9 protein-coding genes are annotated in these 18,913 nt (G+C 35.1%); 4 read left to right on the forward strand and 5 right to left on the reverse strand.

Annotation, left to right across the window (positions count from 1 at the left end):
* Positions 1-5 precede the first annotated feature (5 nt).
* Entirely contained in the window at positions 6-1,013 is a 1,008-nt protein-coding gene (locus tag IMZ30_RS05930) for a LacI family DNA-binding transcriptional regulator (protein WP_207039629.1), read from the forward strand.
* Between the two features lie 66 nt (positions 1,014-1,079).
* On the opposite strand, the gene IMZ30_RS05935 is transcribed toward IMZ30_RS05930, so the two are convergent.
* Complete coding sequence (locus tag IMZ30_RS05935) at positions 1,080-1,418, reverse strand: single-stranded DNA-binding protein (protein WP_207039630.1); 339 nt, start codon at positions 1,416-1,418, stop codon at positions 1,080-1,082.
* Between the two features lie 373 nt (positions 1,419-1,791).
* Here IMZ30_RS05935 and IMZ30_RS05940 point away from each other — a divergent pair, with 373 nt between their 5' ends.
* A complete protein-coding gene (locus IMZ30_RS05940; RefSeq protein ID WP_207039631.1) occupies positions 1,792-2,460 on the forward strand; it encodes a hypothetical protein in 669 nt (222 codons plus the stop codon).
* A gap of 266 nt (positions 2,461-2,726) precedes the next feature.
* On the opposite strand, the gene serS is transcribed toward IMZ30_RS05940, so the two are convergent.
* Positions 2,727-3,998 carry a serine--tRNA ligase gene (serS, locus tag IMZ30_RS05945; RefSeq protein WP_207039632.1) on the reverse strand — a complete coding sequence of 424 codons (1,272 nt, stop codon included), beginning with the start codon at positions 3,996-3,998 and terminating at the stop codon, positions 2,727-2,729.
* A gap of 148 nt (positions 3,999-4,146) precedes the next feature.
* On the opposite strand from serS, the gene IMZ30_RS05950 reads away from it, so the two are divergent.
* Both IMZ30_RS05950 and IMZ30_RS05955 read left to right on the forward strand, forming a co-directional pair.
* Positions 4,147-5,388, forward strand: a complete 1,242-nt coding sequence (locus tag IMZ30_RS05950) for a serine hydrolase domain-containing protein (protein ID WP_207039633.1) — start codon at positions 4,147-4,149, stop codon at positions 5,386-5,388.
* Between the two features lie 188 nt (positions 5,389-5,576).
* Positions 5,577-6,293, forward strand: coding sequence for a phenylalanine-4-hydroxylase (locus tag IMZ30_RS05955; protein WP_242529708.1), 717 nt, complete (start codon positions 5,577-5,579; stop codon positions 6,291-6,293).
* A gap of 70 nt (positions 6,294-6,363) precedes the next feature.
* Here IMZ30_RS05955 and IMZ30_RS05960 read toward each other — a convergent pair whose 3' ends face one another.
* From IMZ30_RS05960 to IMZ30_RS05970, 3 genes are all read right to left on the reverse strand, one after another.
* Positions 6,364-8,856 carry a zinc-dependent metalloprotease gene (locus tag IMZ30_RS05960; protein WP_207039635.1) on the reverse strand — a complete coding sequence of 831 codons (2,493 nt, stop codon included), beginning with the start codon at positions 8,854-8,856 and terminating at the stop codon, positions 6,364-6,366.
* Between the two features lie 81 nt (positions 8,857-8,937).
* The gene (locus IMZ30_RS05965) at positions 8,938-14,016 is read right to left on the reverse strand and encodes a LamG-like jellyroll fold domain-containing protein (RefSeq protein ID WP_207039636.1); all 5,079 of its coding nucleotides are present in this window, start codon (positions 14,014-14,016) and stop codon (positions 8,938-8,940) included.
* A gap of 178 nt (positions 14,017-14,194) precedes the next feature.
* Entirely contained in the window at positions 14,195-18,823 is a 4,629-nt protein-coding gene (locus IMZ30_RS05970; protein WP_207039637.1) for a T9SS type A sorting domain-containing protein, read from the reverse strand.
* Positions 18,824-18,913: the final 90 nt, after the last annotated feature.

Here is an 18,913-nt window from a genome sequence, read left to right on the forward strand (position 1 = left end):
CTGGTATGACAACCCTTAAAGAACTCGCTAAACTACTTAACGTCTCTATATCAACAGTTTCTAAGGCTTTAAATGATAGTGCCGATATTGGCCCTGAAACAAAAAAAAGGGTTAGAGATGCTGCCGAGCTTTACAATTATAAGCCTAATAAAATGGCACTTGGTCTAAAAATTAATCAAACCAAAACAATTGGCGTTATAGTACCGGATATATTGAATCATTTTTTCGCAAAAGTTTTGTTTGGTATTGAAAAAGCAGCCAGTGAAAAATCTTACGATACAATTGTTTGTATTAGCCATGAGAGCTACCAAAACGAACAGCAAAGTATCAATGTGCTTACCAATGGTCGTGTTGATGGTTTTATTATGTCTTTAGCGACAGAGACACTTGAAAAAAATCACGTTAATCACTTAAAAACATCACACTCTATCAAACAACCTATCGTTTTGTTTGATCGGGTTTCTGAAAAAATTAATTGTGATAAAGTAGTTATAGACGATCAGCAAGCCATTTACAACGCTACAAAATACTTAATTGATACTGGACGACAAAAAATTGCTTTTGTAACTGATATTGCGCATTTAGAAATTGGTGGTTTACGTCAAGAAGGCTATACAAAAGCACTAACAGAAAATGGCTTATCTACAAACGACCAATTAATTTTAACAATTGATCGAAAAGATGAAGCGCATCAAGATATTAAGCGCTTTTTATTAAGTCAAGATATTGATGCGGTTATTTCAGCTGATAATACATCGGGAATTATGTGCGTAAACATTGCCAAAGATTTAGGTTTTAAAGTTCCAAAAGATATTGCAATTATAGGCTTTGGTGACGAAGAAACTTCGTTTTTATCTTTTCCTCAGATGTCGTATATCAATCAAAATGCTGAAGATATTGGCAGAGAAGCTACCGAGTTACTTATTCAGCGTTTAGAAAATAAAGGTGAAAAAGCAGTTAATTATAAAACCATTAAAATGTCTACATCGCTTTACCCAAAAGCAACTACTTAAAAAAGCTGCCTATGATGGGCAGCTTTTTATTTTAATAATTTGTTTATAATAATTGCTAAGATTAACCTATCCTTTTTGGGCAATCATAACAACTTCATCACAAACTACTTCTGTAATATAGCGTTTTTCACCTTCTTTTGTTTCATAAGACCGTGAGCTAAGTTTACCTCTCACGATCACTTCACGACCTTTTGTTACATATTTTTCGATGATATCGGCAGTTTTACCCCAAGCAACAATATTGTGCCAGTCTGTAGAAGTGACTTTTTCACCATCTTTTTTAGTGTAGTAATCATTGGTAGCTAAAGAAAATTTAACCAATTTTTTACCTGAATCTAAATTAACGACTTCGGGATCTTGTCCTAAGTGTCCCATTAATTGTACTGAATTTTTTAACGTGCTCATAACGATAAATATTTAAATGATTTAAAAAATAGATTCAGACTATCTGAACCTGTTGTGATTAAACAACGGGACAAAGATGATAGATTAGTAAAGTTATATTCGTCTAATAACTATTTACTTACTTTTATAGTCGTTTGTAAGCGTTTATATTTGAATAAATGTGTAAGAAGTTTGTAAGCTATAAAAACTTAATCGTTTGGTTTTAATGCAATTTTCATTAAGCAATAAGTATGTTTGTAGATTAATAAGTGCAATTCAAAATAAGCATTTTATAAAACACCATAAAAACTAAACAAGAGTTTTTATTAATAATGAACAAGTTATTTTTTGAAGTAGGTAGTTTTTTTAAATTTTACATCAAAGCCTAAATTACATGAATCACAAATTCTATAACAAAAGCAAAAAAGATCAAAACAGATTTCAAATTGTTTTAGCTCTAATTTCACTTGTGGTTGTATCCCTTTTAATTGTTGTTGTGGTTTATGTTGAATTTTATTTGATAGGTGTCTTAATTATTGCAATATTTCTCTCGATCATAGCCCCTTTTTTTGATATGCCATCTCTTAAAAAAAGTGGGAAAATGCAGTATTATTCACCTTTGTTTATTGCCGAAAAACCTAAAAATGGATTGATTACAATTCATGGCGGAACATTATTTGATTATTACTTTGGGATTGACAGAAATATGAGTGGAAAACAACGCACAAATTTTATTATTTATCAGTATCTCATAGGCTTATTATCACTTATTGAAAAGCATCAAAACCATCCGTCAATGAAAATTCGTGGTACGAGCTATATTATTAATAAAAGAACTGCCCAAAAAATAGGTTTTCAAGTCATTGAAACCAATGTTTTTCAAAAAATGATTTTAAGCTATAATTATTTCAATATTTTGATTTCTAATTCATTAGCTAAAAATAGACTAGCATTTCCTAATATAAACAACACCAAATCATTCGAGGCTGAAATTAGTCAACTGCTGAAACGAAAAGACTATATCAATAAATTAATTGAGTCACTTAAAAACAAACATATTTAAGCCTTTTAGTGTCCTAATCATCAATCCTTTTAATAAAAGATATTTTAATTATGAGTAAGTTTTAGCACACATGTAGGTAATAATTAAGCTCTTTATAAGTAATAGTATATTTATTGTACATTATTTAATTAAATAATGTACATAACTTATAAAAATAATGTACATTAATTCACAAAGTAATGTACATTAAAATTAAAGTTGCATAAAATTAATTATAATACTTCAACTAAAGATTATTAAATATGTTAATGTTAAAACTTTATTTTCTACTTAATCCACTCAAAACCTGTATAAGGTACTAATACTTCAGGTATTTTTATTCCTTCATCGGTTTGGTAATTTTCTAAAATGCCAGCTATAACTCTTGGTAGCGCTAATGAACTACCGTTTAAAGTATGTACAAGTTGCTTTTTTTGATTGGCCGATTTATAACGTATTTTTAGTCGGTTGGCTTGAAAGGTTTCAAAATTAGATACAGATGAGATTTCTAACCAACGGTCTTGTGCCGTAGAAAATACTTCAAAATCGTATGTTAATGCTGATGTAAATCCTAAATCACCACCACAAAGTCGTAATATTCTGTAAGGTAGCTTCAACTCGTCTAAAATATCTTTGACGTGCTCTACCATGTTATCTAACATTTGGTAAGATTGTTCAGGTGTGGTAAGATTTACTAATTCAACTTTATCAAATTGGTGTAAACGGTTTAGTCCGCGAACGTGAGCGCCATAACTACCTGCTTCACGTCTAAAGCAAGCAGTGTAGCCGGTTAATTGAATTGGCAATTCACTTTCATTAACCATGTCTCCTCTAAATATGTTAGTTATAGGTACTTCAGCTGTTGGGATGAGGTATAAATTGTCACCAGTAACATGATACATTTGGCCTTCTTTATCAGGTAATTGTCCGGTGCCATAACCTGAAGCTTCATTCACTAAAAGTGGTACTTGTACTTCTTGATAGCCCGCATCTGTATTTTTATCTAGAAAATAAGTGATAAGTGCACGCTGTAATTTAGCGCCTTTTCCTTTAAATACTGGAAATCCTGCACCTGTAATTTTATTGCCTAACTCAAAATCAATTAAATCATATTTTTTGGCTAACTCCCAATGAGGTAAAGCTTTATGGCTTAGTTTTGGAATATCGCCTTTGCTGTAAATTTCTTGATTGTCATCTTCAGTTTGCCCTGCAGGTACTAACTCATGAGGCACGTTAGGTATGATGTAAAGTAAGTCTTTTAGCTCAGACAAAATATTTTCCATTTTGTGGTTTAGCTGTTTAGAACTTTCTTTTAAAGACCCTGTTTTTTCTTTAATTGTATTAGCTTCATCTGTTTTTCCTTGCTTGTATAATGCCCCAATTTCTTTAGATAGTTGGTTAGATTCTGCTAATGTGTCGTCTAATTGTTTTTGAGTTTGTTTGCGGTCTTCATCTAGTTTTAAAAGCTTGTCAAAAATAGCTTCGGCATTAAAATTTCTTTTTTTTAATGCTTTTATAAAAGCGTCTTTATGTGTACTAATTTGTTTTACATCTAACATGATTAATGGTCTTTTGGCCTCTGGTTAATACTGAATGTACAAATTTAGCAATTCAGGCGTCTTGTACAATATTCAATACAAGATTAGAATGTTAAGTCAAAATAATATTAGGTTAAGTTTATGTATATTTGGGGTTCAAGTTTTGTTTATGTTAAAGAATAAGCGCCGAATTTTACTGCTCATTGCCTTTATGCTTATTGTAGCAGTTTTTATTAATTATAGTTTTAGTCACGCCACAGCTCATAAAACAGCTAAAGAAGCTTCAAAGCTTGTTTATGACGAAGTTATACCTGATAAAAAACCTAAGTTTGATTATAAACTAATTCTTGCTGATCGCCTTTTAAACTTTGAAAAGAAGCTAAATTATAAAGCTAAACGTAGCCGATTTAATGGCGTTGTTTTAGTTGCCTATAAAAATCAAGTTATTTTTGAAAAAGCTTATGGCTATGCAGATCCTACCTCTGAAGATTTATTGACCACCGATATTTCGTTTGAACTCGCCTCAGTAAGTAAGCAATTTACGGCAGCTGCTGTTTTAAAACTAGCTGAATTAGGTAAAGTTGATATTAACCAAGCTTTAGTTAAGTACTTTCCAGAGTTTAAGTTCGAAAATATTAAAGTACGCGATTTGCTGAAGCATTCTTCTGGACTTTGGGATTATATGAATCTAACTGAAGCTTATTGGAACCAAGATAAAGCGCCTAACCATTTTGAAGTTTTAGAGTTGATTAACCAACACCAAAACAGTTTAAGTTTTAGGCCTGGTAGTCGTTTTGATTATAATAATACCAATTATGCCATTTTAGTGGCCTTAACCGAGAAACTAAGTGGTCTAAGTTTTAGAGATTTTTTACAGCAACATTTTTTTAGTCCGTATTGTATAGATGAAACATATGTTGGCGTAGATAATCGTTTGCGAGAAAATGTTATTACTGCTTTTCAGCCTTATGGTCGTACTTATATAGACTTACCACCGAGTTTTCATAATGGTGCTTTGGGTGATAAGGGCATTCATACCACCGCAAATAACTTATGGTTATGGTTTAAACATTTAAAAAATTATGAATTACTCTCCAAAGCATCAGTACATCAAATGTTTAATCTTGATACTTTTAAACAATATGATTATGGCATGGGTTTTAGAACCCGTGTAAGTGCTAATGGAGAACTAGAAATATATCATGACGGCTTATGGGATGGTTTTAGAAATGGCTTACATTACTTCCCTAAAGACGAGTTAACTTATATTGTTTTAAGTCATACCCAAAATAGATCTAAAGTCTATTTTCAAAACTATCTTGAAAAACAAGCTAAAAAAATGCTTAATAACCTTAAATTAAATAAGCTCTCTAAAAATGACTCAGCAAAACAAAAATTTAACAATGGTTAATTAGTTAATTACAAAGAGTCGTATACATTTGTACTAATGAATTTTACACTTCAAGCATATTACTATTATTATACTGTTTCATCTCAGAATCGGTTGGTAATGTAGTAGCTTAATTTTAATACATTAATCTAAATCCCGGTTCTGAATTGAATCGGGATTTTTTTATGCTATATATTATGAAACAAAACATGAACAATTACACAGAAAGCGATTTATTGGTGTGGAAAACACTTGCTCAACGACAGTTAAAAAACATCCCAAACAAAGCATCTACTGCCTATATTGATGCTTTAGATGTGATGGAACCAGTCTTAAATGCTAATGAAATACCGGATTTTGAAAAGGTAAACCAATGGTTTAAAACATCAACTGAATGGAAAATTAAAGTAGTACCAGGTTTAATTGAAGTTGAAGATTTTTTCCAGCTACTAGCCCAAAAAACCTTTTGCTCTTCAACTTGGTTGCGCTCAAAAGACAGTCTCGATTATTTAGAAGAGCCTGATATGTTTCATGATATATTTGGGCATATTCCGTTATTATCAAATCTTATTTTTTCTGAATTTGTTCATGAGTTTGGTAAGTTGGGTTGTCAGTATTTAAATGACCCTGAAAAACTTGTTCAATTACAACGTTTATATTGGTTCACGATCGAGTTTGGTGTAATTAACGAAGATGCTAAAATTAAATCTTATGGTGCTGGGATTTTATCTTCTTTTGGAGAAACCAATCAAATTGATGAACAAGCTGCTAATTTCCATCCTTATAATATTAATGAGATCATCAATAAACCATTTCGAACAGACGTGATGCAAGAAGATTATTATGTGATTAATAATTTTAGCGATTTGTTTAATAGTTTACATCAACTTAAGAAAACTTGGGAACAAACTGAGCTTGTTAATTAAACCGATTTAAAAAAAACACCCGCTGAAAAAAGCGGGCGTTTCTTAACTAACCTAACTAATCATGAAAAAACTAACTTTTAGGGTCTAAAATATTTTCTATGCGTTTTATAGCATCTCTAATATGGTATAGTGTCATAGTATCATTAGTACGTCTAGCCGCGCGCCTTAAACCTCTAAGCAATGTATTAAGTTCGCCTCTAACTAATGGTCTAATATCACTTGTTTCTACATCAATGTTACTTTGGTTTATATAGGCTCTATATTGTGAAGGGATAGAACGTTGCTCTTCAGTCATTAACTCATGCATACGTTTAATGTAAGAACGTTGCAAATTACGTCGAGCACGTGAAATAGTTTGTCCAGACCTTAATTCTTTAAACAAACCTTTTCTTAGGTCGCCCATCATTTCAAGAGCTGTGTAGGCCTCATCATTTAATTCTTCATTTTCCATCATTCGTGCAAAACGCCCAAAATCAAGTAAGTTATCTAAAGTACGTTCTTGATAAGCTGTTAAGCGTTCTACGTAGCCATCAAATTGAATTTTATTAAAAATTTCATCGTCAAGTAGCCACTGTGGTGTTTCGAATAATTGTTCATTTAAAAATTCAATTGCTCTTACTTGCTTATCACGAGGTGTATGAACGTATACAGCGCCATCTTGATCATAAGTTTTATAGTACTCATAAACACCGCCTACATTAGCAGTAACATGACCCATATAGCGGTTGTATTGGCCAAAAACTTGATTGTATAAATCCTCTAAATCGTCATAGTTTTTGCCGTCTTCAGCTGTCCACTCGATTAAATTTGGGACAATACGTTTTAAGTTTTCAATACCCAATTCAGATGCCCGCATCGAGTCATCTCCTAAATCTTCAGTTTGCGAACTTGGGTCAATAACACCACCGATTTGTTGTCTTCCAAAGCGGTACATTGGGTCTCCAGCTTTTTCTAAAATCCATTGATCTAAAACTGGTTTTTCTTCTTTACCAACTTTATCTAAAATAGGACGGTAACCCCATTTAATAGAGTACTTATCATAAGGACCGATGTTTGGCATTAAGGCCACATCACCATCACCTGGTTGAGCAATATAATTAAATCTTGCATAGTCCATGATAGATGGAGCAGTACCATATTTTTTGGTGAATTCAGGATCACGTAAATCTTCAACTTTGTAAGCAACGCTACTACCCATATTATGTGGTAAGCCTAAAGTGTGACCAACTTCATGTGCTGAGACAAAACGAATTAGACGTCCCATAACTTCATTTTTAAACTCGACTCCTCTAGCTTCAGGATTTATTGCCGCTGTTTGTACAAAAAACCAGTTTCGTAATAAAGTCATTACATTATGATACCAATTTATATCAGATTCTAATATTTCACCAGAACGCGGATCAGATACATGTGGGCCATTAGCGTTAGGAATAGGAGATGCTAAATACCGTACAACCGAATAACGCACATCTTCAGGGCTCCAGTCTGGATCTTCTTCTTTAGTTGGTGGATCTTTTGCGATAATGGCATTTTTAAAACCTGCCGCCTCAAAGGCTACTTGCCAATCTTCAATACCTTGCTTGATGTATTTACGCCACTGTTGAGGTGTTGCACGATCTATATAATAAACAATAGGTTTTTTAGGTTCTACTAATTCACCACGCTTAAACTTTTCGATATCTTCATCTTTCACTTCAAGTCTCCAGCGGTCGAGATATTCAACAGTTTTAGATTTTTGAGCATTAAGGCCATAATCGGTTTGGCGACTTGTGAACCAGCCCACGCGTTGGTCGAAGTAACGACGCTCCATAGGTTCTTTGCTCAACAAAATCATAGAATTGCTGAACTGTAAAGACACAGAACCTGTACTTGAATTAGATGGTGGTTGACCAGCATTATAGGTTTTAACGTGTCTAATTTCAATATTTTTAGGGTAGCTTCTAATCGTGTCTATGTAAGATCTTGATTTATCTAAACGAGAAATTTTATAAGGTCTTCGGCTTCTTTTTTGTAAACCAATTGCTTGTACATCATCAGTAAACAATTTAGTTACATCAACAACAGTGTTATTATTGATAGAGTCTTTTTTATAAGCTTTCACATCGAAGCTGTATAAAATAGGTTCAAAATTAGAGTTAACAACAGCTTCATGAACAGGTAAAGAATCATTAGCAACAACTTGGTACGAAACAACTCTTAAGTGAACTTTATCACCTTTTCGTTGCCATCTTAATACTTGTTCGTTTTGTTTGCCTCCACCAAAACCAATACCACGAGCGGTTTTAGCGATTCTTGTCACCATTAACATTTCTCGGTTAAAAAGTGAGTCTGGAATTTCAAAGAAGTAATTATCCTTGACTTGATGAACATCGAAAAGTCCTTTGTCTGTCTTGGCTGATTTTGTAATAACCTTAGAATAAGGTTTAATGTCGCCCTTAGAAGGTCTTTTTGCTTGAGCATTTGCAGCCGATTTAGCTTTTGTTTTTCCCTTAAAAATTGAACAGGAATTAAACGAAAGCATTAAAACTGCTACAAATGATAAATAAATAATTTTTTTAAACATAAAAGTGCATTTTAGTTATCATGTAGATTTTTATGACAACTAAAATGCACTAAAGTTTAATGTTAATTGCTAAAATTGAATTTATTTAACAATAATTTTTTTGTTGAAGTTTTTATTATCGAATTGAATGTTGATGTTATAAACTCCAGCACTCAAGTTTTGGGTTGCATGAGTAGTAATCGTATTAGAGTGAGCAGTTAAAGTTTCTTTAGAGATCAAGCGTCCAGCCATATCGACTAATTCTAGTGTAACTTCTTGCCCTGCGATTTGAGGTATATCGATGTTAAGCACGTCAACAACAGGGTTTGGATATACACTAATGTTGTTTTCAGTGATGTCATTAATGTTTAAACTCACTTGCTCAAAAATCAACTCAAATCTTGTGTTAGAAACACTTTCAGGAATACTTGAATTCGCTGTAAAGTTGTAAGTAAAAGCTTGATTAGTAGGTAATTCGACTATATCATTGGTGTAATGATCTTTTAATTTAATCTGTGTTTGATCAAGGTTACCAAGTTTAAGTTCAATCTGGTAGTCGGTGTTTTTGTAATCCCAGATAAATAGTTGAATACTTTCATTAGGTTCAGGGATTTGTCGACGTTCAACCGCTAACCAGTTATTGTTATGTTCAATAGCGATTGATTCATCAGAATTCCAAAATTTAGGAGCGTCGTTATTTAAGACGGTATTATCAAAGTTTTGGTTAAGCATAATTTTAATACCATCAACGAGCTTAAAGCTATTGTCATGCGCGCGTTTAAGATTAGCAGTAATTACACTAGTTTGGTCAATACTAAAGGTTTCGTTAGTCAAACTCTGATCAACCGCTTTTTTATAAGTTTCTTTAAATGTAAGGCTAGGAGCGGCTGCTGTATTTTTGATAAAAAAGGCTTGATTAGGCTGTAAAAACTTATTGGCACCAGAACCAGAAGGCGTAGACGATCCGTTAGTCGTGGTTAAGTCAACAGTTGCATATCCACCACGTGTACCAAGTGTTGGGTCGTAGATATACATAAAAGATGAGCTTAAATTGTTAGCATCAGAACTTTCCAGTAAAGCTTTCATATCAACTTGTGCTTGATATGGATTAGCGACCAAGCTATATTGATCTATATCAGTTGCAAGGTTAGTGACATTTACATCACCAGTTTCTAATTCACCAGTAAAGCGAAGCGTTGTTGCAGAGCCTAATTGAAAGTTATTTACTCTTAAGTCAAGTTCACGGCCACCTCTTACCAATAAAGAGTATGGATCACCAACATTAAAGGTCTGTGTATCTGTATTAGGCACAGAACCCCATTGTTGTGTTGACTCATCCCAGCTAAACATAGAAGGGTTACCTGTGATGGTGGCATCAAAGCCATTAGCACCAACAGTAGAACCAGTTACATGTGTACCAAAGCCAGGTGTTTCACTAATGCCAGTGTAATCATCAATATTAGAAACACTATTACCTTCTTGAATGTTATCTCTAATCGTTTCTTTACCACAGGTAACGGTAGTGTTAACAGATGCTGCGGTATATCTAAATGCACGATTACTAGCAGGGATATAACGTTCAACAATGACACAACCTGAAACAGTACTACCTGAAGCTACTTCTGATAAAACAGCTGTTCCAGATGCATTACTTTTAAAAGTTAAAAAATCACCACTTTGAATATTAAAGTCCCCATTATCTAAATCTAAAGTTTCAAATAAATCGGCGTCATCAGTAAGTGTAACACCAGCAGAATTGTTAACACGAATATTAGTAAAACTACCAGCGTCTGAACCATCACCGTCGATTGATTGAGCAGAATTGCCATCAAATACGACATAACCAGCACCATCAAAATCACCATTATTAGTGAGGTTACCCTTTAGATTAAGAGTATTTCCGTCATTAACACTAACGGTAAATGTAGGGTCTACAGTTAGGTTGTTAACCGCTTGATTAGAGCTAACCGTTGAATTAGCTCGGATAATAGCATTATTATCTAAGGTTGGCACGAGGTCAAAATTCCAATTGGAAGCTGTCGACCAGTCTCCTGCAACATCTTGAATAAAGTCACAGCCACTAACCACTGTATCATCAGTAGTTGCTGCGAGATTAGTACCATCATAACCAGCAGCAATAACAAGGCCATCAGCGTCTACACTCGGTGTTCCAGTTCCGAATACAGCATCATCTCCGCCATCAGCATTATTACTCTCGTAGTATTCATTAGCGTCACTACAACCATCACCATCTGAATCTAAATCTAATCGATTTACTACGGCGTTTCCGTCAATATCACAGTTAAAGTCTATATCAGAAGCGTTCCATGCTATTGTATTACTGTATTTTACTGCATCCATTAAACCAGAATAGAAACCATTGATACCAGCCGACGTTCCTCCAAAACTAGCACCTAAACCACCATCACTTCCGTGAGGAGGAATTGTCGAAAAACTTGCTGTAGTTGAATTAGAATCGCCATTAACGTAAATTGTCATAACACCATTATCAAATGTTCCTGCTATATGATACCATAAATTGTTAGATATAGAAGTTGAGGAAGCAATATCTGTTTGACTACCAGCACCTCCATTCCTTGCGCTTAAGGTTGGTGTCCCATTATCTAGCCAAAGTATTAAACCATTTGTGCCTCCTCCTTCTTCATAAATCACTCGTTGACCAGAAAGATCAGTTGGTTTTATCCAAGTTGAAAAACTAATTTGAGTATAAGATGATTCCATAAATCCTCCGTTTTGGCTATAGCGAATGGAGTTAGATGTACCATTAAAACTAGCTGAATGAGAGCCTTGAATAGCTTCACTTGAAAAACTTGGAGCATTCCCATCAGGTCGTTCATTATTGTTATTACCGGAAATGTCGTTTGTGTTATTATCAAGAGGCCAATAAGCTTCAACGTTTACGCATGATGCTTCGTCACCATCTAAGATACCATCATTATCATCATCTAAGTCGATAACATTCACAATCCCATCGATATCGGAATCTGTACAAGCATTTGTAAATTCATTAACTACTGTCGCATATCCACTTCCATCATAACCAGCAGCAATAACAAGACCATCGGCGTCTACACTTGGAGTTCCTGAACCAAAGACGTCATCATCTCCTCCATCAGCTGAATTGTCTAGGTAGTACTCATTAGCGTCACTACAACCATCACCATCTGAATCTAAATCTAGGTTATTTGGAATTCCGTCGTTGTCAGTGTCTTCACAAAGTTCTGAAGAAGAATATAAAATCGAGAATGGTATTGTTATTTTAGTTATAGATGGACCCTCATATAAAACGTCAAGTTCTTCTAAACCACCATTCTCATAATATAAAATTTCAATGCTATGAAAGCCTGCACTTAAACTTACAACGCCAGACTCTTCTTGTACTGGATGATCACCATCATTATCAACAATTTCTACACCATCAATAAATAGTTTTGAACCATCATCAGAATTTGTGTAAAATGTATATGCCCCAGCTACATCTATTTTGATTTTCCCTGTGTAACGAATTGAAAATGTTTCAGCACTACCAGTTGCAGCGTTAGCAAGTGATGTTACATCAAAATTAGAAATAGTTCCAGTATCATCAGCTCCAGTTGAAGGAATGTTGTCTACTGTTAATCCACTTGGCGCACTATCGTAGAGTTCATAGCTTAATTCTCCAACAGTTTCTACACTACTGCATTCATCAGTATCTAAAATGCCATCATTATCATCATCTAAGTCAACAAAATCTTCTACTCCATCATTATCATTATCTGATGCATTTTCAAATGTAACATTCGAAGAATTTAAACCTATATTGACTTCAACATCGTCAAAATTAGGACCACCATCACTATCTGCTGTAGAAATAGTGTTTGCTGTGTTCATTTCTCTTATATTATAAATTCCAGAATTTATATCAACTTCAAACACGAATTCTCCATTTGAATCTGTTATTGAAGAATCTATTAAATTATTACTAGCGTCATATAATTCTATTGTAACACCTGCCTGTGGAACGTTATCCAATAAAGAAGTACCACATATTTTGGGCTTTGTATTTGCGGTTATAGAAGGATTAACATAAGTCACATCTTTAAAAGCTAATGTGTAAAACCGCTCAGCTTGAGATGCTCCAATTTTTCCAATAGTATAATTAAAACTTGATTTATTTACGTAGTAGGTTGTAAAAGCGTGATCAGGATTTTCTAAGTTTTGTGTATCTATATTCACATCTGCATTAATGGCTTGACCTCTAATTGATCCGCTTGGGAAAACACCATTTTGAGTGATAGTCACAGCACTACCTGTGGATTCTTGTTTATAAACATCTGGGGAATCTAAATCGACGTACTCACGTAAAGTTCCAGAGCCTTGGCCATCTATATCAAAAACAGTAGCATAAAAACTAATTTCTAGCGGTGAGTCAAATCCATTGCCTGAAGTAGCATCATAAAAATTAATTTGTAATTGACTTGACCTATCCCCAGTCACATTTGTGTTTAAAATAGATGTTAGAGATTCTGGAGATTCAACAACATCTGTATCAATATTTGTAACAAAGCCACCTAAATCAATTACTTCTGCATTAACTCCCGTAGCAACATTATTAAATCTTACTGCCGAATTTCCATTAATAGTTAAGTTTGATCCATTTTCAAATTGTAACTCATCAATGTTTGTTACTGAGTTGGTACAACTTCTTTCACAATATGAAATATCAACCGTATATTCTAAAGCGTTTGTACAAAAATTTATATCATTAGTATATTGTACTCTTAATGTTATTCCAGGCGTACCACCGCCAATGTCAATAACATTTACTGTTTCGTTAATAGGACTTGTTAAAGGTATTAATGTTCCTTCACATTGTTCATCAGTTTGCAATCCTGTAATAGCAGTTCCGCCATTAATAGAAAGACTAAATACTTCTGTACCGCCATTCATATCTCCATCTGCAAGTAGATTTGATACAGTAATTTGGTCACCTACACTTACTCCTAATGATGATAAGTTAATATTTTGTGTGTCATCAACAGGTCCATTGCCGAGCTGACGAACAGATGTCGTTAGTGAATTACATCCTGCTTGAGCTAGTATTTGAAAATTGTTTAATAGTAAGAAAGCAAATACAAAGCTTAAAAACAATTTGTTAGATAATATTGTTTTTATAATCATAATGTCAACTATTGATAGTATTAGTTGGCAAAATTATGCTTATTTATGAATTTAGTCTTATTAATATTGCTGTTTGGTTTTAAATATTGCTGTAATTTTAATATTTAAGATAATATTAAATCAAAACGGCTCAATATTTTTAACAATGGATTCTTTATCCTTTGATTTTTAATTTTTCTTATTTAACAATAATTTTTTTGTTGAAGTTTTTATTATCGAATTGAATGTTGATGTTATAAACACCAGCACTCAAGTTTTGGGTTGCATGAGTAGTAATCGTGTTAGAGTGAGCAGTTAAAGTTTCTTTAGAGATCAAGCGTCCAGCCATATCGACTAATTCTAGTGTAACTTCTTGCCCTGCGATTTGAGGTATATCGATGTTAAGCACGTCAACAACAGGGTTTGGATATACACTAATGTTGTTTTCAGTGATGTCATTAATGTTTAAACTCACTTGCTCAAAAATCAACTCAAATCTTGTGTTAGAAACACTTTCAGGAATACTTGAATTCGCTGTAAAGTTGTAAGTAAAAGCTTGATTAGTAGGTAATTCGACTATATCATTGGTGTAATGATCTTTTAATTTAATCTGTGTTTGATCAAGGTTACCAAGTTTAAGTTCAATCTGGTAGTCGGTGTTTTTGTAATCCCAGATAAATAGTTGAATACTTTCATTAGGTTCAGGGATTTGTCGACGTTCAACCGCTAACCAGTTATTGTTATGTTCAATAGCGATTGATTCATCAGAATTCCAAAATTTAGGAGCGTCGTTATTTAAGACGGTATTATCAAAGTTTTGGTTAAGCATAATTTTAATACCATCAACGAGCTTAAAGCTATTGTCATGCGCGCGTTTAAGATTAGCAGTAATTACACTAGTTTGGTCAATACTAAAGGTTTCGTTAGTCAAACTCTGATCAACCGCTTTTTTATAAGTTTCTTTAAATGTAAGGCTAGGAGCGGCTGCTGTATTTTTGATAAAAAAGGCTTGATTAGGCTGTAAAAACTTATTGGCACCAGAACCAGAAGGCGTAGACGATCCGTTAGTCGTGGTTAAGTCAACAGTTGCATATCCACCACGTGTACCAAGTGTTGGGTCGTAGATATACATAAAAGATGAGCTTAAATTGTTAGCATCAGAACTTTCCAGTAAAGCTTTCATATCAACTTGTGCTTGATATGGATTAGCGACCAAGCTATATTGATCTATATCAGTTGCAAGGTTAGTGACATTTACATCACCAGTTTCTAATTCACCAGTAAAGCGAAGCGTTGTTGCAGAGCCTAATTGAAAGTTATTTACTCTTAAGTCAAGTTCACGGCCACCTCTTACCAATAAAGAGTATGGATCACCAACATTAAAGGTCTGTGTATCTGTATTAGGCACAGAACCCCATTGTTGTGTTGACTCATCCCAGCTAAACATAGAAGGGTTACCTGTGATGGTGGCATCAAAGCCATTAGCACCAACAGTAGAACCAGTTACATGTGTACCAAAGCCAGGTGTTTCACTAATGCCAGTGTAATCATCAATATTAGAAACACTATTACCTTCTTGAATGTTATCTCTAATCGTTTCTTTACCACAGGTAACGGTAGTGTTAACAGATGCTGCGGTATATCTAAATGCACGATTACTAGCAGGGATATAACGTTCAACAATGACACAACCTGAAACAGTACTACCTGAAGCTACTTCTGATAAAACAGCTGTTCCAGATGCATTACTTTTAAAAGTTAAAAAATCACCACTTTGAATATTAAAGTCCCCATTATCTAAATCTAAAGTTTCAAATAAATCGGCGTCATCAGTAAGTGTAACACCAGCAGAATTGTTAACACGAATATTAGTAAAACTACCAGCGTCTGAACCATCACCGTCGATTGATTGAGCAGAATTGCCATCAAATACGACATAACCAGCACCATCAAAATCACCATTATTAGTGAGGTTACCCTTTAGATTAAGAGTATTTCCGTCATTAACACTAACGGTAAATGTAGGGTCTACAGTTAGGTTGTTAACCGCTTGATTAGAGCTAACCGTTGAATTAGCTCGGATAATAGCATTATTATCTAAGGTTGGCACGAGGTCAAAATTCCAATTGGAAGCTGTAGACCAGTCTCCTGCAACATCTTGAATAAAGTCACAGCCACTAACCACTGTATCATCAGTAGTTGCTGCGAGATTAGTACCATCATAACCAGCAGCAATAACAAGGCCATCAGCGTCTACACTCGGTGTTCCAGTTCCGAATACGCCATCATCTCCGCCATCAGCATTATTACTCTCGTAGTATTCATTAGCGTCACTACAACCATCACCATCTGAATCTAAATCTAGATTATCAGGTATTCCATCACCGTCTGTGTCAACAGTGTAATAAACGCTTCCATCAGCAAGTGTTGGACCAACGACTGCTTGGTCTATAACTAAGGTATTTGTTGCTGACCAAGTTACAGGGTTGACTCCTAGTTCCGGGTACATAGGTTCTAATGGAGATGTTGCAGAACGTCTACCAAAAAAACTTACGTTTCCATTCCCATCTATAATTACACGAACAACAGGCTCAGCTGTAAAGCTCCAAACACTAGCAATCCCACATTCTTCATAACGACAATCATCAGATGCAAATCGCATAAAATTAGAATCTGCAGGTGTTCCAGCAATTTGATATTGAAATTCAGGATCAGATGGGTTTAGGCTTTGACCGTTAAATGTTAAATTAAATGAATTATCTAATTCGGTAAACTCTAAAACAAGCTGCCCACCATCAACGCCAATATTGGGAATATTATTAAAGGTAAAGCTATCACCATCAGTTAAGTTAAATGTGTCGTTTGCAATTTCATCAGTATCTAAAATGCCATCATTATCGTCGTCTAAGTCGTCTGCATCTAAAACGCCATCACCATCAGTGTCAACTTGAGGAGCGACAAAAGAACTAGTTGTATTGTTAGTTTCATCAGGGTCACGTAAGTTACCATCAATTGTAGCTGAGTAGACATGATTGCCTGTGGCATTAACTGTGGCGACAACTTCAAGTGTTTCAGTATCGCCGAAGTCTAAATTACCAAGTGTCCATAAACCTGTTCCAGAATTATAAGATCCAACACTTGGGCTTGCACTTACAAAACTATAACCGTCCGGTAGTAGCGCATCGATATTGACACCTGTATTATTAGATGTTCCTAAATTTTCAGCAGTAAATGTAAAAGTAACATTGTCTCCTGGGTCAGGTGTAGTGTTACTTACAGAAGAAAAAATCTCTAAATTAGACTCTCCAACTGAAAACCCTAAATAGAAGGCATCACCTGCAGGATCTGTTGTATTGGCTGACCAGCTACCAGCGCCATTACCGCGTAAATATGTTCTTAAAGTTAAACTTGTTAAACCTTCACCATTTAAGCGAACCGAACCTGAGCTAGCTGATGCACCTGTAGCTCCAGGACTAGCATCGGCATGATTAATTTGGTTTCCAATCACTTCAAAAGGAGCAGTTCCTGACAAACGCTCAAGGCTAACGCCAGTGTTTGTGTTAATAACGTCAAACTCAACTGAAAAGTTAGTTCCGCCAGAGGCGCCACCTAGTCCTGCAATATGAAGTATAGGATTATCAACCGGACGATCAAAGCTAATTTCGATGTCATACATTTGTACACGACTGGACGTAGCAGGGCCACCGTTTAGAGTTGAAGAGATAGCTATAAATTGAACACCTTGATTTTCTGTTACAGCTATTCCTGAGCCTGTTACAGAGTTGTAAGAGGTGAAATATTCATTAACGGCACCACCAAATACGTTCATATCTTCAAGTATTGAGTTAGCAGCAGTCGTGTAACCAATTGCACCTGTTGCTGAAGCTGCTAATCCTGAGAAATTGTATTGATGATTAGTGAGATTAAAATCTGCATTTAATTCAGGCGTATAAGTAGAAAAAGTGTTAGCTGCAGGATTATCTTGATTGTTTCTAAACCGGATAGAGGTTGACTGTATAGGGCCATTTCCAGTAGGGTTACCATCACCTTGTGCAAATTCTAAAGCGCCGTCTTGACCACTATTGGTTAGTTGATTGTAAGAAATAACAACTCTACCATTACCTCCGGCGCCGCCATCAGGAGAGCCGCCAAATGTAACTCTTCGCGATCCGCCACCGCCGCCGCCAGGAGTTTGGCCCGAAGTTCCACTACCAGAACCTGATGTAACACCATTACCGCCGTTACCGCCTCCGGCAGGAGCCGAAGCCCCAGTTGATCCAATTGCGTTATTACCATTTGAAGAAATTCCAGCTGATGAACCGCCACCACCAGAATTATCTGATGATTCACTTGCTCCATCTCCACCGCTGAAACGAACTGAGCCTATACCTGAAGAGGCTAAACCACCTGATCCACCAGGAGATGAATTATCTCCTACGGAGTTACCACCAACGGCTCTAACAAATACAGTCGAGTTGGAACTAGCCTCTGATGTCCCACCAGAGGCAGTGCTTGTTGATCCTGCGCCAACAGTATAATTTATAACTTGTCCAGGAAAAACGCTAATAGTTTCGCGTGAATACGCACCGCCGCCTCCGCCGCCAGATGCATTAGTTCCACAGCAACTCGCATCTCCACCACGTCCACCACCACCCCAAGTTTCTACGGTGATTTCTGTAACGCCAGCAGGAACAGTAAATGTTCCTGTGCCAGGTGTATCAAACACTTCTGTTTCTGTTGTAGTTTGAGCATAAGTTAAAGATGTAATTAAAGTAACTACAATTAAACATAACTTAAAAAACAATTTGTTAGGTAGTATTGTTTTCATATTTCAATAATTAATCGATATCATCTCTATTAAGATGCAAAGATATGACAATGAGACAACTAAGTATTTTTAAAATTGCTCAATAGTAAT

The organism is Psychroflexus sp. ALD_RP9, from assembly GCF_017311165.1.
In the GTDB taxonomy this organism is placed as follows: domain Bacteria; phylum Bacteroidota; class Bacteroidia; order Flavobacteriales; family Flavobacteriaceae; genus Psychroflexus.

Coding starts and splice junctions, on each gene's coding strand:
- IMZ30_RS05930 (WP_207039629.1), top strand. CDS start 6: ATGACAACCCTTAAAGAACTCGCTAAACTACTTAACGTCTCTATATCA.
- IMZ30_RS05960 (WP_207039635.1), bottom strand. CDS start 8,856: ATGTTTAAAAAAATTATTTATTTATCATTTGTAGCAGTTTTAATGCTT.
- serS (WP_207039632.1), bottom strand. CDS start 3,998: ATGTTAGATGTAAAACAAATTAGTACACATAAAGACGCTTTTATAAAA.
- IMZ30_RS05970 (WP_207039637.1), bottom strand. CDS start 18,823: ATGAAAACAATACTACCTAACAAATTGTTTTTTAAGTTATGTTTAATT.
- IMZ30_RS05950 (WP_207039633.1), top strand. CDS start 4,147: ATGTTAAAGAATAAGCGCCGAATTTTACTGCTCATTGCCTTTATGCTT.
- IMZ30_RS05965 (WP_207039636.1), bottom strand. CDS start 14,016: ATGATTATAAAAACAATATTATCTAACAAATTGTTTTTAAGCTTTGTA.
- IMZ30_RS05940 (WP_207039631.1), top strand. CDS start 1,792: ATGAATCACAAATTCTATAACAAAAGCAAAAAAGATCAAAACAGATTT.
- IMZ30_RS05955 (WP_242529708.1), top strand. CDS start 5,577: ATGAACAATTACACAGAAAGCGATTTATTGGTGTGGAAAACACTTGCT.
- IMZ30_RS05935 (WP_207039630.1), bottom strand. CDS start 1,418: ATGAGCACGTTAAAAAATTCAGTACAATTAATGGGACACTTAGGACAA.